The organism is Alteromonas salexigens (assembly GCF_025628895.1).
In the GTDB taxonomy this organism is placed as follows: domain Bacteria; phylum Pseudomonadota; class Gammaproteobacteria; order Enterobacterales; family Alteromonadaceae; genus Alteromonas; species Alteromonas salexigens.
In genome coordinates this window covers 412,466-437,040 of record NZ_JAOTJC010000007.1, presented here as the reverse complement: position 1 = coordinate 437,040, position 24,575 = coordinate 412,466, and the positions used below count along the sequence as shown (strand labels likewise).

Annotated in this window: 26 protein-coding genes; 16 read left to right on the top strand and 10 right to left on the bottom strand. The window is 51.3% G+C overall.

Annotation, left to right across the window (positions count from 1 at the left end; all coding sequences use genetic code 11):
* The 4 genes from OCL06_RS09450 to OCL06_RS09435 form a co-directional block, all read right to left on the bottom strand.
* A complete protein-coding gene (locus OCL06_RS09450; protein WP_262993830.1) occupies positions 1-678 on the bottom strand; it encodes a SulA-like leucine-rich domain-containing protein in 678 nt (225 codons plus the stop codon).
* Between the two features lie 62 nt (positions 679-740).
* Positions 741-1,265, bottom strand: a complete 525-nt coding sequence (locus OCL06_RS09445) for a hypothetical protein (RefSeq protein ID WP_262993828.1) — start codon at positions 1,263-1,265, stop codon at positions 741-743.
* Entirely contained in the window at positions 1,262-3,040 is a 1,779-nt protein-coding gene (locus OCL06_RS09440; RefSeq protein WP_262993826.1) for a DUF885 domain-containing protein, read from the bottom strand. Before OCL06_RS09440 ends, OCL06_RS09445 begins: the two co-directional genes overlap by 4 nt.
* A 34-nt stretch (positions 3,041-3,074) precedes the next feature.
* Positions 3,075-3,404: a DUF1820 family protein gene (locus OCL06_RS09435; RefSeq protein ID WP_262993824.1), complete on the bottom strand. Its 330-nt coding sequence runs from the start codon at positions 3,402-3,404 to the stop codon at positions 3,075-3,077.
* A 324-nt stretch (positions 3,405-3,728) separates the two neighbouring features.
* Here OCL06_RS09435 and OCL06_RS09430 point away from each other — a divergent pair, with 324 nt between their 5' ends.
* Together OCL06_RS09430 and OCL06_RS09425 are read left to right on the top strand one after the other, a co-directional pair.
* The gene (locus tag OCL06_RS09430) at positions 3,729-5,366 is read left to right on the top strand and encodes a M28 family metallopeptidase (RefSeq protein ID WP_262993822.1); all 1,638 of its coding nucleotides are present in this window, start codon (positions 3,729-3,731) and stop codon (positions 5,364-5,366) included.
* A gap of 140 nt (positions 5,367-5,506) precedes the next feature.
* Entirely contained in the window at positions 5,507-6,277 is a 771-nt protein-coding gene (locus tag OCL06_RS09425; protein ID WP_262993820.1) for a glycosyltransferase family 2 protein, read from the top strand.
* 68 nt (positions 6,278-6,345) lie between these two features.
* Here the strand turns inward: OCL06_RS09425 and slmA are convergent, their stop codons facing one another.
* Positions 6,346-6,933 carry a nucleoid occlusion factor SlmA gene (gene slmA / locus OCL06_RS09420; protein ID WP_262993818.1) on the bottom strand — a complete coding sequence of 196 codons (588 nt, stop codon included), beginning with the start codon at positions 6,931-6,933 and terminating at the stop codon, positions 6,346-6,348.
* A 102-nt stretch (positions 6,934-7,035) separates the two neighbouring features.
* Positions 7,036-8,238, bottom strand: a complete 1,203-nt coding sequence (gene coaBC, locus OCL06_RS09415; protein WP_262993816.1) for a bifunctional phosphopantothenoylcysteine decarboxylase/phosphopantothenate--cysteine ligase CoaBC — start codon at positions 8,236-8,238, stop codon at positions 7,036-7,038.
* A gap of 151 nt (positions 8,239-8,389) precedes the next feature.
* Here coaBC and radC point away from each other — a divergent pair, with 151 nt between their 5' ends.
* The 6 genes from radC to OCL06_RS09385 all read left to right on the top strand — a co-directional run bounded on the left by radC (position 8,390) and on the right by OCL06_RS09385 (position 14,065).
* Positions 8,390-9,067 (top strand): RadC family protein, encoded by a 678-nt coding sequence (radC, locus tag OCL06_RS09410; RefSeq protein WP_262993814.1) that lies wholly within the window; start codon positions 8,390-8,392, stop codon positions 9,065-9,067.
* A gap of 93 nt (positions 9,068-9,160) precedes the next feature.
* Complete coding sequence (locus OCL06_RS09405) at positions 9,161-9,544, top strand: hypothetical protein (RefSeq protein ID WP_262993812.1); 384 nt, start codon at positions 9,161-9,163, stop codon at positions 9,542-9,544.
* Positions 9,545-9,647: 103 nt separating this feature from the next.
* Complete coding sequence (locus OCL06_RS09400) at positions 9,648-10,328, top strand: YjbF family lipoprotein (RefSeq protein ID WP_262993810.1); 681 nt, start codon at positions 9,648-9,650, stop codon at positions 10,326-10,328.
* A complete protein-coding gene (locus OCL06_RS09395) occupies positions 10,325-11,053 on the top strand; it encodes a capsule biosynthesis GfcC family protein (RefSeq protein WP_262993808.1) in 729 nt (242 codons plus the stop codon). Before OCL06_RS09400 ends, OCL06_RS09395 begins: the two co-directional genes overlap by 4 nt.
* The gene (locus tag OCL06_RS09390; RefSeq protein WP_308446007.1) at positions 11,053-13,158 is read left to right on the top strand and encodes a YjbH domain-containing protein; all 2,106 of its coding nucleotides are present in this window, start codon (positions 11,053-11,055) and stop codon (positions 13,156-13,158) included. The genes OCL06_RS09395 and OCL06_RS09390 overlap by 1 nt, the downstream gene beginning before the upstream one ends.
* A gap of 73 nt (positions 13,159-13,231) precedes the next feature.
* Positions 13,232-14,065, top strand: a complete 834-nt coding sequence (locus OCL06_RS09385) for a glycosyltransferase family 2 protein (RefSeq protein WP_262993806.1) — start codon at positions 13,232-13,234, stop codon at positions 14,063-14,065.
* 147 nt (positions 14,066-14,212) lie between these two features.
* Here the strand turns inward: OCL06_RS09385 and OCL06_RS09380 are convergent, their stop codons facing one another.
* Positions 14,213-14,608: an FAD synthase family protein gene (locus OCL06_RS09380; RefSeq protein WP_262993804.1), complete on the bottom strand. Its 396-nt coding sequence runs from the start codon at positions 14,606-14,608 to the stop codon at positions 14,213-14,215.
* Positions 14,601-15,704 (bottom strand): CDP-glycerol glycerophosphotransferase family protein, encoded by a 1,104-nt coding sequence (locus tag OCL06_RS09375; protein ID WP_262993803.1) that lies wholly within the window; start codon positions 15,702-15,704, stop codon positions 14,601-14,603. The genes OCL06_RS09380 and OCL06_RS09375 overlap by 8 nt, the downstream gene beginning before the upstream one ends.
* A gap of 359 nt (positions 15,705-16,063) precedes the next feature.
* Here OCL06_RS09375 and rpmB point away from each other — a divergent pair, with 359 nt between their 5' ends.
* The 4 genes from rpmB to mutM all read left to right on the top strand — a co-directional run bounded on the left by rpmB (position 16,064) and on the right by mutM (position 17,939).
* Entirely contained in the window at positions 16,064-16,300 is a 237-nt protein-coding gene (gene rpmB / locus OCL06_RS09370; protein ID WP_262993800.1) for a 50S ribosomal protein L28, read from the top strand.
* An 11-nt stretch (positions 16,301-16,311) separates the two neighbouring features.
* Positions 16,312-16,467, top strand: a complete 156-nt coding sequence (rpmG, locus tag OCL06_RS09365) for a 50S ribosomal protein L33 (RefSeq protein WP_013786148.1) — start codon at positions 16,312-16,314, stop codon at positions 16,465-16,467.
* 183 nt (positions 16,468-16,650) lie between these two features.
* A complete protein-coding gene (locus OCL06_RS09360; RefSeq protein WP_262993785.1) occupies positions 16,651-17,127 on the top strand; it encodes a hypothetical protein in 477 nt (158 codons plus the stop codon).
* Positions 17,128-17,129: 2 nt separating this feature from the next.
* Positions 17,130-17,939, top strand: coding sequence for a bifunctional DNA-formamidopyrimidine glycosylase/DNA-(apurinic or apyrimidinic site) lyase (gene mutM / locus OCL06_RS09355; RefSeq protein WP_262993783.1), 810 nt, complete (start codon positions 17,130-17,132; stop codon positions 17,937-17,939).
* A 2-nt stretch (positions 17,940-17,941) separates the two neighbouring features.
* Here the strand turns inward: mutM and coaD are convergent, their stop codons facing one another.
* Both coaD and OCL06_RS09345 read right to left on the bottom strand, forming a co-directional pair.
* Complete coding sequence (coaD, locus tag OCL06_RS09350; protein WP_262993780.1) at positions 17,942-18,448, bottom strand: pantetheine-phosphate adenylyltransferase; 507 nt, start codon at positions 18,446-18,448, stop codon at positions 17,942-17,944.
* A gap of 68 nt (positions 18,449-18,516) precedes the next feature.
* Positions 18,517-19,266, bottom strand: coding sequence for a 3-deoxy-D-manno-octulosonic acid kinase (locus tag OCL06_RS09345; RefSeq protein WP_262993778.1), 750 nt, complete (start codon positions 19,264-19,266; stop codon positions 18,517-18,519).
* Between the two features lie 42 nt (positions 19,267-19,308).
* On the opposite strand from OCL06_RS09345, the gene OCL06_RS09340 reads away from it, so the two are divergent.
* The 4 genes from OCL06_RS09340 (at position 19,309) to OCL06_RS09325 (ending at position 24,558) form a co-directional block, all read left to right on the top strand.
* Positions 19,309-20,379 (top strand): glycosyltransferase family 9 protein, encoded by a 1,071-nt coding sequence (locus OCL06_RS09340; RefSeq protein ID WP_262993776.1) that lies wholly within the window; start codon positions 19,309-19,311, stop codon positions 20,377-20,379.
* Between the two features lie 150 nt (positions 20,380-20,529).
* A complete protein-coding gene (locus OCL06_RS09335) occupies positions 20,530-20,922 on the top strand; it encodes a hypothetical protein (protein WP_262993775.1) in 393 nt (130 codons plus the stop codon).
* Complete coding sequence (locus OCL06_RS09330) at positions 20,919-22,094, top strand: hypothetical protein (protein WP_262993772.1); 1,176 nt, start codon at positions 20,919-20,921, stop codon at positions 22,092-22,094. The genes OCL06_RS09335 and OCL06_RS09330 overlap by 4 nt, the downstream gene beginning before the upstream one ends.
* Position 22,095: 1 nt before the next feature.
* Entirely contained in the window at positions 22,096-24,558 is a 2,463-nt protein-coding gene (locus OCL06_RS09325) for a putative bifunctional diguanylate cyclase/phosphodiesterase (RefSeq protein WP_262993771.1), read from the top strand.
* Positions 24,559-24,575: the final 17 nt, after the last annotated feature.

Sequence of the window (24,575 nt, the reverse complement as noted above, 5' to 3'; positions counted from 1 at the left end):
TTACCCCACCGAAGACAGGTGCTGAGGTTTGTCGTGAGCGCCGGTCATGGCACGGGTTATAGCGGCATTGGTCGGCGTATGCCGCAGCGGAATGGTGATCTCCCGGGCTGTCCAGCGGCCTTGCTGTTTAACAATTTCAATACTCAGGCCATGGACATGAGGCACCAGCCTGAGATCCAGTGCCACTGGCAACCCAGCTTCAATTCGGTCAGCCTGAAAAGTCAGACAAAGCGCATGATTGTAACTGGCCGCCACCTGTAAGCGCCGGGCCTGTTTAGCTGACAGGGTTGTTGCCCAGAGTAGCACGCAGTGACATGAACCACTTTTAAGCGCTTGTTCAGCAGCCCAAAGAGCCTCGTCGGGGCGGCAACTTACGGTGAAGACCTGAGATAATGGCAAGCCGAACTGACGCAACCATGGCGATTGCACCTTGCCCGGCGGATTAATAAACACGCACAGCTTATGCTGGCGAGCGCCAGTGATGACCCCTTTAAACACGGCCAGCTCACCGATGCCTGCTACCGACTGCACTCTCACCATCCCGGCCGACGGCAGGCCGCCGGCAAGGTGACGATCTAAGATAGCATGTCCGGTGGCAAGCTTGGCACTGGGTGCAGCCGTGTCCCGGCCACGCCAAATCAGTGGGTGCTTATTGATTTCAGAAAGTAATTCAGTCATAACCATATAATACTGTACGTATGTACAGCATTATAGGTCAGGCTGGTGCATTATCAAGCAGGTTACGAAGCGCGGATCTCAGATGCTTGATCTTCTTCTGCTTTTTTATGGTCACCGTTGATATAGTTTGTCAGGTTATTCATGGCAGCTGTAAAGCCATCGGGGGTATTTTTCGTCCATGACACCCGCACATCGTTAGGCTGATTTTTTATCAGGTTTTTTAAATCCAGCATGCTGATCTGATAAGGCTGCATAGACTTTTTAACGGCTTCTTCCACCGTGGCGCCTTTTTCACAGCAGTCCATCATTATCCGGGAATACTGATTGGCCAGGGCGCGGGCGGCGGCATAGTCTTCTTCGTTGATTAATTTCTTCTGGTGAGCGCGCTCTACCCGCGAGATGAAGATTTGTTGTAAGTTATTGGTCACCACCACCAGGCTGGTAAAGGCATACCTGACTTTAGTGGCATGCGTTTTAGCCGAGTGGCGGGTAAGCGCCAGTTCCCGCTGCATATTCTGACCCCGGACTATCAGAAAGGTCAGTAGAATAACCAGACCGGCTACCACGCTACCTAATATGATTATCATTGTGTGGTCTCCTTTTGCGAGGCAATGAACTGATGAATATTTTCTTCCAGAACATACAAGGGAACCGAGCCATGCGCGAGTACGGCATTGTGAAATTTGCGCACATCAAAGCTGGCCCCTAACTCCTGTTCGGCGAGCTGGCGAAGTTCCTTTATTTTAATTTCGCCAATTTTGTAAGACAGTGCCTGAGCAGGCCAGGAAATATAGCGGTCGATTTCAGTACGCACGTTATGCTCAGACAAGGCGGTGTTTTTCATCATGTAAGCCAGCGCCTCATCCCGGCTCCAGCCGAACATGTGCATACCGGTGTCGACAACCAGCCGGCAAGCCCGCCACATCTCATAACTCAAACGACCAAAGTCATCGTAGGGGTCTTCATACATACCCACTTCAATGCCCAGAAACTCGGAATACAATCCCCATCCCTCACCAAATGCTGAGATATAGGTATCCTGACGCACTTTCGGTAAGTCGGACAGTTCAGCCGCCAGCGATATCTGTAAGTGATGTCCGGGTACCGCCTCATGCAGGGTCAGGGCAGGCAACGCATACAGCGGCCGCTTATCCAGCGCGTAGGTATTTACCCAGTAGTAACCGGGTTGATCATCCCGTGACGGGTGAATATAGCGGCCAGTGGTGTATTTGGGGGCTATGCTTTCCGGCACCGGCGCAACACCATAAGGCGTGCGTGGCAACAGCTCAAACAATTGGGGCAGGCGAGCATCCATCTGTTTGGCAATGTACGAGGCTTCTTTTAACAATTCTTCTGCACTGCTGGCATAGAACTGTGGATCGGTACGCAGAAATTCAATGAAGTCATCAATACTGCCCTCGTATTCCAGCTCGTCTACAATAGCCTGCATCTGGGCCCGGATACGCTTCACCTCTTGTTTTCCCAGCTCATGGATTTCTCTGGGGGTCATATCAGTGGTGGTGTAATGTTTTGCCCGGTTGCGGTACAGCGCTTCACCGTTCGGCCAGTCTTTGGCGGCAATGGTGTCTTTGGCAGCCGGAATATATTCGCTGGTCAGGAAATCGTAAACCTGCTGATAAGCCGGTACTACGTCATTCATGATCACCTTACCGGCACGCTCAGTCAGGGCCTCCCGGGTGGCCTTATCAATATGCTCAGGCATATTAGTGAAAGGGGTATAAAACTGACTCTCAGTGGGCTTTTCTACAATGAATGGCAGTACAGAGTCTTCAAACCCCTGAAGCACAACTTTGGGTTGGCTATAGCCCTTTTTAAGACCGGTGCGCATGTAGCTTATTTGCTGGCCGAAGTACTCCTTTAAAGCACTTAGCCGGCTAAGGTAGTCCCGGTAATCCTGGGCGGTTCTGAACATCACGCTGTTAGGGAGTGCACTCATTGCGCTGTGAAAACCATACTCTGAAGTAATCGGTACCAGATGGGCTTCAAAGCGGTATTCGTCGATATAATTATTAATGCGATACTGCTGCATCAACAGCGAGATACGGTCTTCTTTTGAAAGTGAGGCTGCATCAATGGCCTGTAGTTTCTCTGCAAATTGTTGCCATTGTTGGTGCTGGCGGGCTAATGCTGATGGTGAAATATCTGGCAGCTGGTCGTTGTAACCTGGTTCACCTTCGCGGCTGGCCATAATGGGAGAAATACTGAGTTCATACTGCCAGATTTCGTCCAGCAGGGCATGCAGTTTCTGGTTAGAAGGTGATGCGGCCTGACTGTTAAATGAAACAGTCGCCAGCAGCATGACCACCGCCAGTAGCTGGGTTAAAGGGGTGCGCTTAACCATAATGTCTCCGGCAATACGTCCCGCAGTGGGCGTATTATTCTTTTTTTGGTGTGTAAATAGGGTTAGGGAACGCGGTTACTTTATCAGACACCTGACTGATTTTGGCGGTTCCTTGTCGCTTTACCGCGTCAATTCGCAACACATTGTGCATTGGCACATAGGTACTGGTGACATCAGCAAACTCATCTTTTAATTTTTCGTGGCTCGGATCGACCACGACGCTGGTGTGGGTGTCCCAAACGAAATCACCAATTTCGATAAAACCGAACAGACTGCCTTGTGACAACTCGCGTACATACAACTCATAGCGCTCGCCATTACTGACAAACTGCACACGATAAATAGGCTCGGGTTTGTTACTCATGAAATGACTTTCCTCACTGCTGACCCCCTGCTACAACTGGCAGGCAGACGCCAAATATTACCCCGAATGTGCGGTGTTCTGCAAAGGTGAGAGTAGGTTCTGAGTAGCCATAGACAGCGCATCAGCACTGTCAGTAAAAATAGCATGCACATTCAGTTTGCACATGCTAATAAAGTAAGGCTGCCTTGCACAGAGGCCTACCCCTGCGCCTGGCGTAACTTATCCCGCGGTCAAGCCATATAACGCAAAGCCGGTGATGCCAAATTGGCTAATCTGACCAGCTGCGTTAACATGCATGCCGGATGAATTACCAAACAGATGATTATGATAAAAAAAGCCTTACTGGGTGGCCTGTTGACCGCATTGAGTCTGACAGCCACTGCACATAATGAGGGTGCGTCAAGTACCCAGTTTAAGCCTGATACCCAGCGCATTAAGTCGCACCTGTTTTTCCTGGCAGACGACTTACTGGAAGGGCGGGATACCGGCTCCCGGGGGCATGACATTGCGTCCCTGTACATAGCCACTGAATTTGCGAAATACGGATTAACGCCCGCCGGGACTGACGGCTACATGCAACAGGTTGCTTTTCGTAAAGCGACGCTGGTGCAGGAGTCACCCTCGTTTTCCATTACTACCGATGCCGGCACTACGACGCTTAACTATCCTAAACAGTACCTGATGGGCCCCAGCCTGCTGTCAAAAGAGGCGGCAGTGTCGGCAGAAATGGTGTTTGTGGGCTACGGGATTGTCGCTGATGAACTTGATCACAACGACTACACCGATCTGGATGTCGAGGGCAAGGTCGTGGTGATGCTGGCAGGCAAACCTGCGTCGTTTCCTTCTGAAGAGGGTGCGCACTTTGCCTCTGGTTATCAAAAGCGTAAATATGCCGCCGACCGCGGTGCGGTAGGGGTAATTACGGTTACTACACCAAAAAATGAGAAAGTGCGCCCGTACCAAACCCGTCTTAACTACATTCATACTCCCAGCATGGCTTGGTTGCATGAAGACGGCACACCGGCAAATCGCTTTCCTCAGCTGAAAGGCGCCGCCTACCTGAGCGAAGGGGCAGCCAAAACCTTATTCGAGGGGGCGCCACGCTCGCTGGAAGAGGTCTATGCCGAGCTGGAAGAAGATAAGTCGCCGGCCGGATTTGCCTTAAATGGCACTGTATCTATGGCGCGTAAAAGCCAGCACGAACGCATTACCAGCCCGAATGTGGTGGGTATTCTGGAAGGGTCTGATCCAGAGCTTAAAGACGAGTACGTGGTGTTTTCTGCCCACTCTGATCACATCGGTTTTGCCAAAACCGTGAAAAAAGACAACATCAATAATGGCGCCATGGACAATGCCTCAGGTACCGCAGTCATGCTGGAAACCGCCCGTGTCTTCAGTGAAATGGAACAAAAACCCAAGCGTTCAATCTTGTTTGTGGCTGTTACCGGTGAGGAAAAAGGTCTGTTAGGGGCTGACTATTTCGCCCGTAACCCCACGGTGCCGGTCACATCTATGGTCGCCAACGTGAATCTGGATATGCCGATATTAACTTATGAGTTTGCCGACGTAATTGCGTTTGGAGCGAACCACAGCGACCTGCAGGCGTCGGTAGAAAAAGCGGCGGCCAATGCCCATATTGAACTGAGCCCTGATCCGTGGCCAGAGCAGGCACTGTTCACACGCTCAGATCACTATGCCTTCGTAAAACAAGGGGTTCCTTCGGTGTTCATGGTACCAGGCCTGAAATCCAAAGATCCCAGCGTGGATGGCAGCAAGGTATTTGGGCAGTTCCTGTCTACCCACTATCACAAGCCCAGTGATGATCTGAATCAGCCCTTTAACTGGGATGCGGCAGAAACCTTTACTACGGTGAATGCGCAGATTGGCTGGACGCTGGCGAATCAGGAAAACAAACCCAGCTGGAATGAAGGCGACTTCTTCGGCGATGTCTTTGGTCGTTAAAACTTAGCCTTGCATACGTGTGGGATATGATTCGATTGGCAATCCCTGTCAACACGAATCACATCCCATGCTTCATAAACACTTCCTTCGCGCGAAACGCCATCACCTCAAGCTGAAGGTTCACGTAAGATATGAGGTCTATGATGAATGTCACCGAACAAACAAAACTTCCGGTGAGTGTATTTATTGTCGCGCAGAATGAAGAATCTAATATCACTCGTTTAATGAGAAGTCTGACGCATTTTGATGAAGTGGTAGTGGTTGACTCAGGTAGCACAGATGACACGCCTGCTATCGCCAGACAGCATGGTGCAAAAGTATTTCATCAAACCTGGCTTGGTTTCGCTGCACAAAAGCAGTGGGCAATGGAACAGTGTAAAAACGACTGGGTACTAAATCTTGATGCCGATGAAGTAGTAACTGCTGAAATGTTTAAAGCAATTGCTGAGGTGATAAAAGACGCCAACGTGGATGCCGTCAGGTTCAATCGTAATGATCTATTTCTGGGGAAGATGCCCCCTAAGTGGATGAAAAAACCTAACAATGTCAGATTATATCGCCGTGCAAAAGCGAAGTTTGATACCACCCAAAAGGTACATGAATCAGCAAGGGTGGATGGTCGGGAGATTCATGTAAAAGCGAGTTTTGACCATTACGGTTATAATGATATTGCTACCTTAGTCCTGAAGTTTAATCATTATTCTTCATTAAAAGCGAAAGAAAAATATCAACGGGGCAAACGAGGGTCACTCATTAAGCTCTCGCTAATTTGTGCAATCGAGTTCTGGCGCAAGTACTTATTGCAAAGGCATTTCACATTCGGAGTAAGAGGATTTATTTTGTCGATATTAAATGCCCATTATGCCTTTTTAAAAGAAGCTAAATTACTTTCTGAAAGTAAGAACAAATAGCATATTGAGCACCATTAGCGTGCAGTTAGATAAACTCGCCAGCCGCACATATTCGGGCTGGCGAATAACTATACGAACAACTGCTTAAATATCTGCCACTGTTCGTTAAACTGTTCAGTAGGTTTACGGGTGAAATCACTGCGGATGAACAGGTTAATACGGCCATCGGTGTAGCAAATAAGCATGTTGGCAATGACCCCTTCGTCGGCGGCCAGGGTTTTGCCCTCACGTAATTTGCGTTCCCGTAGTATCTGTTTAAGCTGGGTTTCCAGCCGCTCAAATAACTTCGCAATCCGCGCCCGCAGGCGATCTTGCTCGCCTAACAGGGCATCACCATTGAGAATACGGGTAATGCCAGGGTTTTTCTCGGCGAAGCCTAAAATAAGGTGCAGAATTAACTGACAGCGGGCCGCAGAGTCTTTTTCTTCGTTTACAATTTTGTTGATGCGCGTGAACAGGGTTTCTTCGATAAACTCAATCAGACCTTCGAACATACGGGCTTTGCTCGGAAAGTGACGATAGAGCGCCGCTTCCGATACGCCAACTTTTTCAGCCAGCTTTGCCGTTGTGATCCGTTGCCCTGGACTGGTCTCGAGCATCCCTGCCAGTGCTTGCAAAATTTGCGCACGGCGATTGGTTTTTTTTACAGCAGGCATAACGAGAGTAATTCCTCCGCTACCGAACCCTGACAGGTTCGTATTTCCATGTTTAATAGAGTGTGTGTTATTTCGTTGTCAGGTTATCGACCGGTCAGGCCGTTACTTTGACTTCTTGTTATTATATTGCGCCGCGACCCGTTGAAGCAGCGACGTTGCCAGCGCTTGCTTACTGCCTTCCGGCAGCGCTTCATCGCCACCGTCCCAGAATACGTGCAAGGCGTTATTATCGCTGTTAAAGCCCAGCCCCTCACGGGTAATGTCATTGGCAGCAATCATGTCGAGCCGTTTTCTTTTCATTTTATCTTTAGCGTAGGCTTCGACATGCTGACTTTCGGCCGCAAAACCCACGGTAAAGGGTGCATCAGGCCTGGCGGCAATCGTAGCTAGAATATCAGGGTTTTTAATAAAAGTAAGTGTTAACTCATCTGATGATTTCTTAATCTTATTATCGGCCACTGTGGCTGCACGATAATCTGCCACTGCCGCAGTAGAAATAAAGATATCGCAGTTCGGCATATGTTGTTCGGCTGCAGCCAGCATTTCTTCCGCGCTGGTGACATCCACTCTGGTGCAGTGAGCCGGGGTTGGCAGGTTCACCGGCCCGCAGATTAGGGTGACGGTGGCGCCTGCGCGACGGGCCGCATGGGCAATGGCAAAGCCCATTTTTCCCGAGCTGTGATTGGAAATATAACGGACAGGATCCAGTGCTTCTCGGGTGGGCCCGGCGGTGATCACAATATTCAGGCCAGCCAGCTCCTGCGCGGCGTTATCCTGCAAGCGACTCACAATCTCTGGTGGCTCCAGCATGCGGCCTGGCCCCACATCGCCGCAGGCTTGTTCTCCGCTGTCCGGCCCCAGCACCGTCACACCATCGAGTTGGAGCGTTTGCAGGTTGCGTAACGTCGGGGCCGCCCGCCACATTTGCTGATTCATGGCCGGTGCCAGGTAAATCTCGGCAGTGGTGGCCAGGTACAGTGTGGTCAGTAAGTCATCGGCAACGCCATTGGCCAGTTTTGCCATGATATTGGCGGTAGCGGGCGCAATGAGCAGAATATCCGCCCACTTTGCCAGCTCAATATGGCCCATGGCCGCTTCGGCATCAGCATCAAGCAGGTGCTGGTGGACAGGGTTACCTGATACCGCCTGCAGCGCCATCGGGCTGACGAACTCGGTGGCAGACCGGGTAAGCACCACGCGCACCCTGGCGCCCTGGGCGGTGAGCTTGCGCACCAGATCCGGTGCTTTATAGGCAGCAATACCGCCAGTCACACCTAATAACACATTTTTATTTGATAACAACATAGCTGCTAAAAAGGCTGATTTTATGCACAACAGCCTACCATGACTGCTCTTCATAGGGTAGGCAGTTGTCACTGAACCCATCCAGAGTACAGTCGCTATGTAGGGCCTCCCACGCTATAAAAGACCGACCATTGTAAACTGACCGAGTACCATGACGACCATTTCACTGCGACCCGTTGCCGACCGACCCCGGGAAAAACTATTACGGCAGGGGAGCGTCACGCTGACTGATGCTGAGCTGCTGGCTGCCTTTATAAGCAGTGGTCAGGGCGGTAAATGTGCCTACACCATGGCCTGTGCGTTACTCCAGCGCTTCGGTTCATTGCGGGGGGTAACCGAAGCCGGCGAAACCGACTTTACCCAGGTCGCAGGGATGGGCGCAGTGAGATACGTACAGTTTCAGGCCGCCCGGGAAATATTTCGGCGACAGCTGGCTGAACCACTTAAAAAGGATAGCGTGTTTCATCGTGCCGACGATGTCACCGCGTATTTGCGTGCCAGTCTGCGCCATTGCCCACAGGAACGCTTCGGGGTATTGCTGCTCGACAGCCAGCACCAGTTAATTGAGTTTAAAATTCTGTTTACCGGCACTGTAAACAGTGCAGCGGTGTATCCTCGGGAGGTAGTGCGTGAAGTAATCAGGGCTAATGCCGCGGCACTTATTCTGGTGCATAATCACCCATCAGGTATTGCTGACCCCAGTGACGCCGATGTGACATTAACCCGGGAGATCCGCAGCGCCATGGCATTAATCGATGTAGATGTACTTGATCATATTATAGTTGGTGATACGCTTTGTGTGTCGCTGGCACAGCGTGGACTGATGTAAGTCCGTAATGTGCTGTTAAGCGCAAGGAATTTAATGTAATTCACCGATCGAATAGTAGTCAACGTAAGTAAACTACTATAAACTGGTGTATTAGTGGGTTTATCAAAAAGGACTGTTATGAAAAAGTCAATCATTGCATTATTTGCAACAGCAGCACTGACTGCTGGCGTAAATGCGCAAGACAATGCCAATCCTGATAACGCAACATTTGGTGGCGTTAATACAGGGCTGGTGGCTACAGGTGCAGTAGTAGCGGGAACAACACTTGCTATTATTGCTAATAATCGTGGCGACGCGAAAATTGAGCCACCACCACCGCCACCACCGCCTCTTGGTTGTGAAGGCGACGATCCGTTAGTAGACGGCGTGTGTGTGGGTACAACCAGTACAGTAACAAACACTGTTACTGTATCGGGCACACAAACAATCACTGTACCAGTAACGGTACCTGTGACGTTTACTTACGCACCTCAGTAAGGTGTTGCAAGATACGAAAAAAGCCGCCTAGTGCGGCTTTTTTATTTGCCTTAAAAAAGCGACAATACCGCTTAGCGCAGGGTTTGGCAGCAGTTGTTATCTCATGAATGTAAACGTTAAATTTTTCCTGGTCTCTCTCAGCCTTTTTCTATTGGCAGCCTGTTCCAGTACTAACAGAGCCTATCTGGATAGTTTACAGCTGGCCTTTGAAGACAGAAGTGCACAATTAACCGTGGCGCAAATTAAGCAAAGCCGCGGGGATTTACTTCAGGTTAAAAGTGGTGAGCGCCCCGCTGCCGTCATGGCGCTGGCTTATATTGAAAATGACCGTTACAGATGGAAATCTGGGGACGACGTGGTATTCACAATGCATCATGGCGTGCTGGTGACTACCCAGGGGTTAGCGAATGACCTGCAACATACCTCCAACCTGGGCAGTAACCCACTTGCCCAGCAAGGTAAACTGGCTTTTCAGTGGCAACGAAAAATAGATATTGCAGGCACCGGCTACGGCATTCCGGTCAGCTCACGGTGGGAGTTTGCCGGCGAGACCCGGCTCGAGATACTGGATACGACTTTTAACACCCTGTTGGTCACAGAGCAGGTGACTGTGGCAGCCGCGACGCCCTTTCTGGACCCGGACCGTACCTGGCAAAACCAATACTGGCTGGACAGCGCTACTAAAACCCTGCTGTCCAGTCGTCAGAAGTTTTCTCCCCAAGGTGACTGGTATGAAATGACTTACCTCAGCCGGGCCGTGCGCCACATGGAGGAAGCACAATGAAACTATTGCTGAGCGTAGTGTTGCTGGTGGCCACAATGAGTGCCCGGGCCAGTGTGGAAATCCAAATTAATCAATTGCAGTTTAGCTATCCGGCGCCTGTGAGGATGGCGAATGTATTGCAGCCGGTCGCCAATGCGGCCGACTGGTACTGGCCGGCAAGCGCGGTGTATAACCTGGACAAGAACCAGGCCGAGCAGTTACGCCAGGAGGTACTGAGCGATATTCAGGCTTTACTTGCCCAGGCATCGCCGCAGGATGATGACTATCTGGTGCTCAGTGCCATGGCCGAGCAAATCACAGCCTGGTCGGTAGCCGACAGAATAGACGTTGCGGTCAATTATAATGAGGCCAGACTGTTTGTTGATCACAACCCCCAATTTACTGACGGTAATTATCTTGTGCGGCTTACCGCACGCCCGGATGATGTGCATCTGGTGGGCGCGGTTATTCGTCCGGGCAGCTATGCCCATACTGCGAATACCAGTATTCCCGATTATCTTGAGCGCCTCCGTACCCTTGAGGGCGCAGAACGTGATTATGTGTATGTGGTGACTCCCGCCGGCCAGGTGGAAAAAGTGGGCATCGCCTACTGGAACGCGTCTTACGCGCAGTTAGCACCGGGCAGCCAGCTTATTGTGCCGCTTGCCTCGTCGGTATGGTCACCGGCAAAAACCTCCCTGAATAAAAAGATAGCGCAGCTTGCTGTGCACCGAGTATTGCCCTGATGTTGTATCGTTTACCCTATACCAAAAGTGCAGTGTCGCTGGCCGTGGCTGCGACGCTTCTTCATAGCCCGGCACAGGCACAGCAAACCCGCAATGTGCAACCCTCTCAGATGGTGCAGGGCGGTACTGGTCTTATTCAGACGCCTACCGCAAGAATGCGGCCGGCGGGCGATCTGGCGATCAACTATACCGACAATCACGAATACCGCTTCTGGTCGGTCAGTTTGCAACTGTTTGAGTGGATGGAAGCGACCGCCCGATACACCGATGTCCGTACCCAGCTGTATAGTCAGGTGGAGTCATTCAGTGGCGATCAAACCCTGAAAGACAAAGGGCTGGATGTGAAATTCCGGGTGTGGGAAGAAAGCTATTATCTTCCCGACATCTCCGTGGGGTTCCGTGATTTCGGTGGTACCGGCTTTTTTGAAAGTGAATACATTACGGCGAGTAAAGCAGTGGGGCCATTCGACTTTCACCTTGGGGTAGGCTGGGGCTATATGGGCTCTGCGGACGATATCACCAACCCCTTCTGCAATCTAAAAGACAGTTTCTGTGAACGGCCAGTGGGGTACTCCGGACTGGGCGGCAAGGTCGATTATAATCAGTTCTTCAAAGGTACCATGGCAGTGTATGGGGGCGTGGAATATCAAACCCCGTGGGCGCCCTTGCGTCTGAAGCTGGAGTACGAGGGGAACACCTACGAGTTTGATCGTGCCGGTGAGCTAGAGCAGGACACCCGGTTAAATGTGGGCGCGGTGTATAAGTGGAATAACTTCGACTTCAGCCTGAATTACCAGCGGGGCAATACCGTGGGCTTCGGTGTGACATATCAATTCAATATGCACACCTTTGAGCAGGTGAAAGTAGATGAGCCTCCCCGGGAGCTGATGACCCGTAAGCCTCCGGAAAAAGTTGAAGACATTAATCGCTACCGGCTGTACACCGAATTGCAACGGGATGCTGCATTTATATTATCCGATGTAGATATTCAGGAAGACGAAGCTGTGTTCTATGGACGACAATCTGCTTACCGTGATATTGCCGAAGCAAACGAGCGCACCGGACGGGTGATTGCCTCCGAACTGCCAGATTCTGTAAAAACCTACCATCTGGTGGAACTCAACGGCAATATCCCCATGGTGGATACGGTTATAGATGCGGACGCCTTTATTGCAGCGGCCCGTTACGAATCACTGGATGCCGACATTACTAACACCTGGCAGCGGCAAAATCCTGCGCCAGAGGTGCGGGAGGATTTTAAACCCGCCTCCACGTCCGGATTCTTCCATTCCACAGACTTTTTCTGGACCCAGACCTTTGGTAGTCCGGAAGACTTTTATCTGTATCAGACCGGCCTTATCTTCAGCGGCGGTTATGCCTTTGATGAGAACTGGACCGCCATGGGCAGCCTGAGCGCCACCGTATTCGATAACTTTGATAAGTTTAACTTCACCGTTGATAAAGAAGACACGCCGCTACCCCGGGTAAGAACGCGGGTCCGTGAGTATGTCTCTAATAACCGGTTTAGCGTGGACACCGCATTCCTGCAGTATAAAGATCAGCTCTCAGATAACCTGTTTGGGCAAGTCTATGGCGGCTACCTTGAACGCATGTTCGCAGGCCTGGGCGGTGAGTTGTTATATCGCGCAGTCGACAGTAACATCGCGTATGGGGTTGATATTAATTACGTGAAGCAACGGGATTACGACAACCAGTTTGAATTTCTCGACTATGACACAGTAACCGGCCACGCCAGTGTGTACTGGCAGCCAGAGATGCTCCCCGATACCCAGATTACCATGAGTGCCGGGCGCTTTCTGGCCGGTGACAAAGGGGTAAATATCGACTTTGCCAAGCGTTTCGACAGTGGCATTGTGGTGGGCGCGTACGCGGCGTTTACCGATGTGTCTTCGGAAGATTATGGCGAGGGCAGCTTTACCAAAGGGTTTTATCTGTCGATCCCGCTGGACCTGTTTGTGTTGCGCCCAGCCAAAGGGCGGGGGATGTTCCCCTGGATACCTATTTCCCGGGACGGCGGTCAGCTGCTGCGCCGGCCTGTGCGGTTAATTGAGTTCACTGAACCCCGTTCGCCTTTTTATGACTAGCAAGCTGACTAAAAAATAAATAGAAAAATAAGCTGACAGCTTTTGCCTGTGAGTAAACATCGAGATCTCTGTTATGACTGTGTCTGTAATTTTTTCGACCTACAACTCCCCTGACTGGATGGAAAAAACACTGTGGGGGCTGCACTATCAGACCTTTCAGGACTTTGAAATTGTTATTGCGGATGATGGCTCAACGGCAGAGACCAAAGCGCGTATAAACAGGTTCGAAGCCGAATCAGGCCGCCAGGTTAAATATGTCTGGCAACCTGATGAGGGCTTTCAGAAAACCCGCATCCTGAATAAGGCGCTGGTGGCTTCTGAGGGCGACTATATTGTGTTTACCGACGGTGATTGTATCCTGCGCAACGATTTCCTTGCGGTACATATGGATTACCGGGAGCGGGGCTACTTTCTTTCCGGCGGCTATTTCAAATTGCCGATGACCACCAGCCGTGCCATTAGCCGGGATGACATCAAAACCGGTCGCGCTTTTGAAATCGACTGGCTCGTTGCCAATGGACTGACTAAAACCCATAAAACCATGAAGCTCACGGCCACGGGCCGGAAGGCAAAGTGGTTAAACCGGCTCACCCCCACCAAGGCAACCTGGAACGGGCATAATGTGTCAGGTTGGCGAGAGGATATCTTTGCGGCTAACGGATTTGATGAGCGTATGCAATACGGCGGGGAAGATCGGGAGCTGGGCGAACGTCTTTTTAATCGAGGGATTAAATCGAAACAGATCCGCTATTCTGCAATTTGTGTTCATCTTGACCATGCCCGGGGTTATGTGAAGCAGGAAATGCGGGATAAGAACCGGGCAATTCGTCAGTACACCAAACAGCATAAAGTCACGCGCACTCCTTATGGCATTGTTAAAGATAAAGGAGATGGGGGCAATAAATAAGCTTGCCCCAGCAAACGGCTATGAAGAATAAAATACTAGCTAACAATACTGGGAAATTTCAAACTGGGTAATCCAGAATAGGTTTTATCCAGCCCTATAAGCCGCTCGTCAATCGCAGTGAATAGTTCGTGGTCGCCGGAAAACTATTTATGGTTGCTCCTTTATCACTTCTATAATTTCTGTTGTGGAAATTGAAGGCGTTCGGGACAAGTATATTACCTCACAGATATCGCGGAACTCATCGAACTTACTTTCCCAGTCGTTACCCATCACCAGAGCATCTGCGTTGTGCTGGATAATATATTCACGCTTATCCTCAAGCGACTCTTCTTTAAATACATTATCTACACAGCGAAGCGAGGCAACCATTTCCATGCGACTGTCAAAATCATAAATGGGGTAGCGTCCTTTTTTACTGAAATTTAGTTCGTCAGAAGAGATCCCTTCTGTCAGGTGATCACCGTGTTCCCTTGCGCGATTTAATATTCGGATGTGACCAATATGTAGCACATCAAATGTGCCAAAGGTAATGATTTTACGCAAGCCGGCCTCCTGATAATGAGTGTGAAAGTAAAAAATCCACAATGCGTTCTCCACACTTTCCGTCAGTGCGACCAACCATATCATTCAACATCTTTTTCCTCGCAGCTTGGCGAGCTTTCGTGGACTGCTGACTCATGTTCAATGCAGATTTTATTTTATTAGCTGATGCTGCGCGGGTAGTAAGCTTGTGAAAAAGGGAGATATCAGGATCCAATCGTCGTTTTAATCGAAACGAGAGTAACCCTTTATAGCTCCATCGCGTGTGGTAGAAATCGCACCAAACCACGGGTTTGTTTAACGCTGCGAACTCAAATATGGCAGAGGAGGCATCAGATAACATAATGTCAGCGATTTGCATAAATGGCAGTAAGTTATATTCATCTACGCTGGTCACGTAGACATTTGAGTACTTCTGCCAGGTGCTAAAAAGGGAACGATGAGCCTGATACTTTTGTTTGGTATGGCTGAAAAAGTGAGGCTTTACAATGATATTGTAATCGGACAGTTGTTCAGGCCAGTGTTCGGATAAATATTCTATGCTGGAGGGAAAAAAGGTTGGTGCATAAAGTAAGGTTTTTTTGGATTGGTCCAGATCTAAATCTTCAATCGACATCGTATTTGTGCTGTCGCTTTTAAATAGCGGATCTAGCTTCGCGTAGCCAGTATCGACAAAGTTTAGATCGGGAAACCGTTGCTGTAAGCGTGAGAGACGCTCACTCCCTTCTACGAAGCGTACATCGAACGGAAATTCCGACACGTCGTAATAACATGCTTTAGGCCCTATACCGTGTTGCATGAGTGCTAATTGAGCGGAGATGGTCGGTTTATCGGAGACCGAAAACGCTGGTTTGTTACCAAATATTACCCAGTCGGCCGTACTTTGTTGATAAAATGAAAGCGATTGCAGAGGGCTATCCAAGTATAAGGCCGAAAAACCGCTCTTGGCGATTGCCTCGTCTTTAATACTGTCTAGTTGCCCTTCTTTATAAAAAATGAACTCGCACTTTGCACCTTGCTTTTTAAGCGCTTGGGCAACAGGCAGATACTGCGGGAGGTAGTACAGATGTTGGGTATCAAATTGCACGGATAGAGACATTGCCGGACTTACCTTCCAGGTTGTTATTATTGTCAGCTGTAAATCAAGTTACTTGCTCTTAAGTGTCACGCTGAAGAAAGAAAAGTATCACAATTACTCCAATCTTACGAGTCGCCCGAGATGAACTGTGATAGGATCGCGGCCGCGTGAACAGGATCAGGTAAGTGTCCGAAAACGACAAAAATGTGCGTTTTCTGGTCGAAAACCGCGACTTTTTTCACTTTCTTATTGAACCGGAGGGCCTTTTACTGTATAAAATGCGCCCTCTTATTTATAGTAATACGTCATTTGGCCCAGTGACTGATTGAGCGGTGGGATCGATTGACGCGACAGTTATCGTTGTTCTGGAGACAAATACAATGTCAAAAGTATGTCAAGTAACAGGTAAGCGTCCTACGGTTGGTAATAACCGTTCGCACGCAAGAAACGCGACCCGTCGTCGCTTTTTGCCTAACCTTCAGTCTCACCGCTTCTGGGTTGAGAGTGAAAACCGTTTCGTTAAACTGCGTCTGTCTACTAAAGGCATGCGTATCATCGACAAGAAGGGTATCGATTCAGTACTGACTGACATGCGTGCCCGTGGTGAGAAAATCTAAGGAAGCTTACAATGCGTGATAAAATTAAATTAGTTTCTTCTGCAGGTACTGGCTTCTTCTACACCACAGATAAGAACAAGCGTAACATGCCTGGCAAAATGGAGATCAAAAAGTTTGATCCCGTTGTGCGTAAGCACGTTATGTTCAAAGAGGCAAAAATCAAGTAAAACAACTTGCTTTTGTCTCCACGAAAACCCGGCTCAGGCCGGGTTTTTTGCGTTTAGGGCAGGCTAAAATTCGGCGTGTGTACATCACCCGTCGCCATGCGGTAGTTTATGATCACCTGCCGCCTCTGTGTGGTATATGATAACCGTAGAATAATTAACAGGATGGATTCGCCAGTGGCCCGTATGTCGCAACGCGCAATGAATAACGTGGTGATTTTTGCCATGCTGATTATGATTGCGCTGTTCAATATAGACAGCTTTTTACCCGCTGAGAAGGCAGGTACGCCGCAACCTCTGATGCCTGAAGGTGCGTATGTGCTAAAAGTGGAGCAGGATCAGCAGCGCCTCGAACGGGCGGGACAGCAATGGCGTTATATCACAGATAAGCCATTGAGCAGCGACACTCAGGCCCTGGCCCAGCGTCAGCTGGAAGCGTGGCAACGGGGCCAGCTTGTGCCATACCCGGCTGCCGAGTCCAGCACCCGGCAGATGACACCCATGATCGTGGTGGTGTGGGTGGCCGGTAACGCACAGGGGCTGGTGTATGCGTTTTATCCCACCCCTGCAGAGACTTTGGTATCACACAACGGTCAGTGGTATCGCCTGACGGAGGTGTCGCTGTCCGGTCTTATCCCCTGGTATGGCAATAATGCGGAGTAACTATGCCTGAATTACCCGAGGTGGAAGTCAGCCGGCTGGGGATCTCGCCCTGGCTGATTGGTCACACCATCACAAAGATTATTGTACGCGATAAACGGTTGCGCTGGCCGGTGCCTGACGAAGTGCACCACGCGCAGGGCCATACCATTGCTGATGTCACCCGGCGGGCCAAGTACCTGCTAATTGATGTCGGGCAGGCAGATATCGTGTTGCACCTGGGAATGTCAGGCAAGCTGCGAGTCGTAGACAGCACCAAGCAGGTGGTTAAACACGATCACCTGGATATCGTACTGAATTCAGGTAAGTGCCTGCGGTTTAACGATCCCCGTCGCTTCGGTGCCTGTCTGTGGCAACCTAAAGGCGAGCAACTGCCGCATTTCAGTAAACTGGGTCCCGAGCCGCTGACAGACGCGTTTGATGAGCAGCGGTTGTATACGCTGTCACGGGGCCGCAAGGTCCCGGTGAAGTCATTCATCATGGATAACGACGTGGTGGTAGGCGTAGGCAATATCTATGCGAACGAGGCGCTGTTCCTGGCCGGTATCGATCCCCGCCGCGCAGCCGGGCGGGTGAGCGGTGCGCGCTATGCAGCGCTTACTGAGGCAATTAAAGCGGTGTTACAAAAAGCCATTAATGAAGGGGGCACCACGCTGAAAGATTTCGCCCAGAGCGATGGCAATCCGGGCTATTTCGCGCAGCACCTGCATGTGTACGGCAAAGCCGGCAAGGCCTGCTCACGGTGTGGCGGAGAGATCAAAAGCAAGGTGATAGGGCAGCGGAATACGTTCTTCTGTACCGGCTGCCAGCGCTGAGTTTACGACTTACCCTGCTTGTTACGGTTTTCCTGAACCCGGTCCACTAAGGCTTTTTCCACTACCGGGTGACAAAAGCCACTGACATTGCCTTTATGCAGGGCTACTTCCTTGACCAGGGTGGAGGAAATAAAGGAATTTTCTTCCGCCGGGGTGAGGAAAACACTTTCCAGTTTCGGGTTCAGACGGCGGTTCATATTCGCCAGCTGAAATTCGTATTCAAAGTCAGACACCGCTCGCAGTCCGCGAATTAAAATCGTGGAATTCTGCTGATCTGCAAAATCCGCCAGTAAGCCGGTAAACCCCATTACTTCCACGTTAGGCAGATTAGAGGTGACCGCCTGGATCAAGGCTACCCGCTCATCTAGGGTAAACAGCGGCTGTTTGCTGGGGTTCGACGCTATCGCCACAATCACATGGGAAAACATGCGCGAGGCGCGCTCAATTAAATCGGCATGTCCGTTAGTAATCGGGTCGAACGTACCGGGATAAAGGGCTCTGGTATGCATAATAACCAATCAGTGTGAGTTTTAACGGAACACTACCGAGAATGTCCATGGGTTGCAATGGTCTGTCGTCATGATGAGGTGCGCTGTAGCGTCAGTTCCGACTGGGTTTCTATGTACCCGTCCATGATTGTCGCCCAGTTTTCATCAGCATAGTGGAAGTCAGTATTGCGGGCCGCTTCTTTGCGTAACGAGCGCAGCAACCTGGCCAGCGGTTTGCCTTTCCAGCGCAGACCCCGGCGTACGTAGCAGCGATCGAAATCAATGATCCAGATAGTGCCTTCATCATCACGCATTATATTGCGCACGTTGAGGTCGTGATGATACACCTGGGCATGCTGCAGGCGGGCAATGGCGGCGCCGACCGTAAACCACTCATTATCGCTAAGCGCGCGCTGACAAAGCACCTGATGCAGGTCGGCACTGTTGGGGATCATGGCGGTGATGAGATCAGCCCGGTAGGCCAGGCCGCTTCGGCTCACGTGGGCGGCCACCGGCGTCGGCACCGCTAAGTCTTTCTCACGCATCAGATGCAACAGCCGAAACTCCCGGATTGCCCGGGTGGCCTCAATGCCGGTGAACAGGTACTGATCCTGTAAAACTTTACCGGGCAAGCCGCCGCGCTGGTAGTGTCGCAACACCCACTGCTGCTCGTCGTGCTGGATAAAGAGGGTGGTGCCCCGTCCGGCTGCCTGACCGGTAATTAGATCCCGGCTTTCCCAGAAATCTGCGGTGAACGCAGCGGTGCTGGGCGATGGCCACAGGGTGTCATCGTATAAAATGGTGTGCCCGGGCTCACCAGACCACTGTTTTATCGCCATGTGCTCTTCATCTTATGGTAAATTTACTCATTGTAATGATTTATGACAATTTTTTCAGCGAAAGTGAGTGAGAGCGTGGGGAAAAAGATTTGTGTGATGCGGTTATCGGCTATCGGTGATGTGTGTCACGCCGCCGCCATGGTGAACCGAATCCAACGGCACTGGCCTGAGGCTGAAATCACCTGGGTAATTGGTAAAGTCGAATATCAGCTGGTAAGGCTGATGCCGGGGATCCGCTTTGTGGTCTTCGATAAATCCCAGGGTAAAGCGGCTGTCGCCCAGCTCAAGGCAACACTCAAAGATACCGTATTTGATGCGCTGCTGATGATGCAGGTGGCACTGCGGGCAAATCTGGCCTCTCGGGTTATCAATGCCCGCCGTCGCATTGGGTTTGACTGGGGACGCAGCAAAGAGCTGCACTGGTTATTTGCCAACGAACGGGTGGCGCCTCGCAAGCACGCCCATGTGCTGGACGGGTTTATGGACTTTGCCGATGCCCTGGGGGTGCCCAAAACTGACGCACCTAGCTGGCACATTCCGGTCAGTAAGGAAGATGCCGCCTGGGCCAAAGCCAAAGCCGCGGAGCTGGGGCCGTTTGTGGTCATTAGTCCGGCCGCCAGCAAAGCGGAACGCAATTGGTTGCCGGAACGATACGCAGGTATAGCTAAGCATCTGCATTCTCGTGGCAAGTCTGTTGTACTGTGTGGAGGGCCGGGCGAATTAGATAAACAAACGGCTCAGGCGATACTGGCTCATCAACCGCCCGTCACGGCGAATATGGTGGGGCAGACCTCGTTGCATCAATTGCTCGCGCTGCTGTCGCATGCAGAACTGGTTATTGCGCCAGATACAGGGCCAGCGCATATGGCAACGACAGTGGGCACGCCCGTAGTGGGGTTATACGCGCATTCTAACCCCCGCCGGACAGGCCCCTACAATAACCTGAATCATGTGGTATCGGTTTATGATGAGTGCATTGCTGCACAACGAGGAAAGCCCTGGCAGGAATTGCCATGGGGCGCTCGCGCCAAAGGCGAAGACCTCATGCAAAAAATTTCCCTCGACAGTGTTATCCACACAGTGGACAGCCTCCTGCAGGCGCCTGCGGACTAATTGCGGTAAATTGCTTCAGGATTATCTACACTTAACATTATTCACAGCCATGGCGTTAAAAGTTCCTGCCAGGGAGAGGTTGAGTTGAGTAGAATGGACAATCACGCCAGCCAAATATATTGCTGCCTGTTTGCGGTGTTAACTGCATGCATGACAGTGTGCACGCCTGCCCAGGCGGCCAACGCCACCCAGATTATCTATTCCCAGCAGAATGACAACGTGCGTCTGAGCCATTCCGATGTACTCAAAATTTTTACCGGTAATCGTCAGTACTGGGATGATGGCAGTAAAATCACCGTATTCATGCTGCAATCTGATATGCCGTTGCATAAACAATTCTGTCGCGAACAGTTACGCATGTTTCCCTACCAGCTAGACCGGCTGTGGAATCAGATTACCTATTCAGGGCAGGGCGACCCCCCGACCACCGTCAATTCAGAACGGGCACTTATTAACGCAGTGCTAACTACACCGGGGGCTATTGGGTATGCCTCGCCCGCCGGTATGAAAGAATACAGTCAGTTGAAGGCAGAACAACAATGAAATCATTAGCATCGCTGGCTTTCACAGTTATCAGTATGCTCAGCTTGCCCGCCGTGGCGGGCACCGGCAGTTGGCACGGGTATTTGTCACAGGGTATTACCCAGTCAGTGGACAGCGAGTTTATGACTGATGATGGCGACATTACCACTGAGCTGACCGAACTGGGGCTGAATGGCAGGTATGCCTTCGATCAGCGGGTAGCCGTGGTCGGCCAGGTGGTATATTTGGACGGGGCGAACCGCTACGATCAGGGGCTTCGCCTCGACTATCTGTTTGTCGACATAACCCTGCCAGACATTGCCAAATGGAGTGGCCACCTGCACCTGGGGCGGTTTAAGAATCAACACTGGCTGTACTCTGCCACCCGGGATGTTCCCCATACCCGGGCCTCGGCGGTGCTGCCGCAGTCGGTATATTACGATGGCTTTCGGGATATTGCCCTGGGCAGCGACGGTGCGCTTTTGCATTTAAACCGTCTCACCGATGCGGGCTCCTGGGAAGTAAACTGGAGTTACGGCCGGTCTAGAATCAGTAAAGAGCAAACCAAAGCTTATCTGGGGGTGGATGCCCGTGGTCAGGCGAAGCAGGATTTCGTGCACCAGTTTAGTGTGTACTGGCAGCCGCCCAGCATGAACTGGCGCTTTGGGGTGAGCCTGCTCGACTCAGACTTCCGTTATGAACCAGCGCCGGTCGACAATCTGTTTAAAGGTGAGAGCGAAATCTTCCGTACCATGGTGTCCATGGAATACTACAGCGAAAACTGGGAGATCAGTGCCGAGCTAATCAGAGAAAGGCAGCGTGACACCGGGGCGTTCGCGCCCAATTACATCAATAGCCGCATCAGCGAAGGCGGCTATGTGCAGCTGCGCTATTTGTTCAATGACCAGTGGAGCGGACTGGTCATGCGTGACACCTACGATCTCAATCGCAATGATCGGGACGGTTCGCAACTGATGGAACAAACCGGTGGTATGGTACCCGCGTACTTCGGTTATATGGATACCACTACTTTAGGTCTGCGGTGGGATATGGCGCCAAACTGGCGACTTCAGGCAGAACATCACTGGGTACGCGGCGGGGCCAGAGTAAAAGGGTTGTTTGACCCCCGTACCCAGTTGTCTACCCACCCGGAATGGCGCATGTGGGCAGTGCAATTGATGTATTGGTTCTGATATGCGCGTACAGGTATCATTTACCACCAAGGTAATGGTGATCCTGCTGTTGATGATGCTCACGGTTACCGTGGTGATTGCGACCATTCTCATTCGTCAGTCGAGTGAAAACATTCAGCGTCAACACTATCAGACCCAGGTAGAGAATGAGCAACGTTACGCACTGTTTAACCGGGAGCTGAATAACCGTACGGTAATCTGGCTGGATGCTTTTACCAACATCTCCCTGGCACAGGAACAGAGCCTCGAAAACCTGGTAACGTCACTTCGCGACTCCAGGGAATATCTGTATATCAATATGCAGGTGGATGATATCTGGCTATTTGATGGTACCGGTGAAGTGCGCTTCGCGGAAACCCCGCCCCCTATGGCACTGCTGACCCCGAACGTGAAGACAACCCAGCAGGAATTTACCACCACCTCCATGCTGTACTGCGAAGCATTGTGCAAACAATATTTGTTCATACCGGTAATGTCCCAGGGCGATGCCTTGCCGGTTATCGTCGTATCTATGCGGTTACAGGAACTGCTTTCACTGCTGGGGGAGTCTACCGGCACCCGCCTGGCGCTGGTGCAGCAACGGGACCAGCCCGGCGCACCACCGTTAACCATTGCCAGCCGGCTGTCGCAAAGCTATCGCGCTGATATAGAAAAGATAATTGAAAAGTTAGCGGGAGGCAGTATTTCCGCGCTCATTGAAGAAGGGCGCAGAGTGGAGATGGGCCATGATAGTTACCTGGTGAATCTGCTGCCCATGTCACCGGGCAGGGGCCGGGAAACCTTTATCTTGCTGGTGCAGGATATTACGGCACAGATGAAACAGGCAGCACGCTATAAAACCCTGGTGGTAGGCAGTGCGGTGGTGTTGTTCGCGCTGTTTGCCATTCTGGTGTATCTGTTCATTAACCAGTACCGCAATAAACTGCTGGCCATTGCCAGTCGCCTCCCCATGCTGGCGCAGCAGCGTTACGATGACTTTAAAAAGGCCACCCGGCAGGCTGCCTCCTGGCGCAGCACCCGGTTCACCGACGAACTGGATGTACTGGAAGCGACCGCCGACGACTTAGCGCAAACCCTGGAAGACATCGACAGCCGCATGGCCATGAACACCGCGCAGCTGGAAAAAATGGCCATGTTCGACACACTGACCGGGCTGCCTAACCGTAATATGCTCACCTATCAGATAGAAAAGCAGCTGGCAGGCGCGGCCAGAGACGATCGCATTGTGGCGCTGATGTTTCTGGATCTGGATGACTTCAAAAAAGTCAACGACAGCCATGGCCATGACGTGGGCGACCGGCTGCTGAAAGCGGCAGCGGCCCGCATTACCGCGCCGCTCCGTGATACTGATATCGCGTCGCGATTTGGTGGCGATGAGTTTGTGGTGCTGTTGTCACACATTGCTAACCGTGAGCAGGCAGAAGTGGTGGCTAAAAAGCTGCTTGAGGCGTTCTCCACGCCCATCGATGTGGATGGCATGCAGTTTTATGTCACGGTGAGTATCGGTATCGCCATTACCAAGCAGTCGCAGGGTAAGTCAGTGGATTTACTGCGCCATGCCGACATTGCCATGTACGAGGCGAAAGAACAGCAGGGGGCATCGTTTCGTATTTACGATGCGACCATGAACCTTAAAGTAATGCGCAAGGTAGAGCTGGAAAGTGAGGCACGGATAGCCCTGCGCGACGACCAGTTCTGGCTGGCACTGCAACCCCAGATAGAACTGAAAACCCGCAAGCTGGTTGGGTTTGAAGCGCTGTTACGCTGGCAGCACCCCACGAAGGGGTTCATCCCCCCCAATGAATTTATCCCCTTGCTGGAAAACACGGCATTTATGCTGGAGCTGGATTACTGGGTGATTGCCCGGGCCACACGCATCCTGCGGGAACTGAAATCCAACGGTTTCAGCGACGTGAAGATGGCCATCAACCTGTCTTCAGGGCACTTTCTTGATCCCAGCCTGCCTGACTTCCTGGAGCAGCAAATCATCGAGCAGGGGATCGCGCCTTCTATGGTGTCGCTGGAGCTGACTGAGACCGTGCTGGTGACCGACATTGCCAGGGCAACCAGTGTCATGGAGCGTATCCGCGCTATGGGCTGTCTGATTGCCATAGACGACTTCGGTACCGGCTACTCGTCACTGAGTTATCTGAAGTCGTTGCCGGCAGATTACATTAAAATTGACCAGTCGTTTATCGCCGGCATGGTAGACAGCCCGGATGATCGTTCTATCGTGTATTCTACTATTAGCATGGTAAGAAACATGGGGTTACTGGTGATTGCCGAGGGCATTGAAGTTAACGCCCAATACGAGCTGCTTTGTCACTTCGACTGCCATCAGGGCCAGGGTTATCTTATCAGCAAGCCTATTCCTGAGGCCGACCTTTGGGCTACACTACAGCAACAAGTAATTGGCGGCGTATGGGCCACCGAACTGCCGGTATTTAAGGCAAACAGGGCCTGAACCGCACAGCGTGAGTA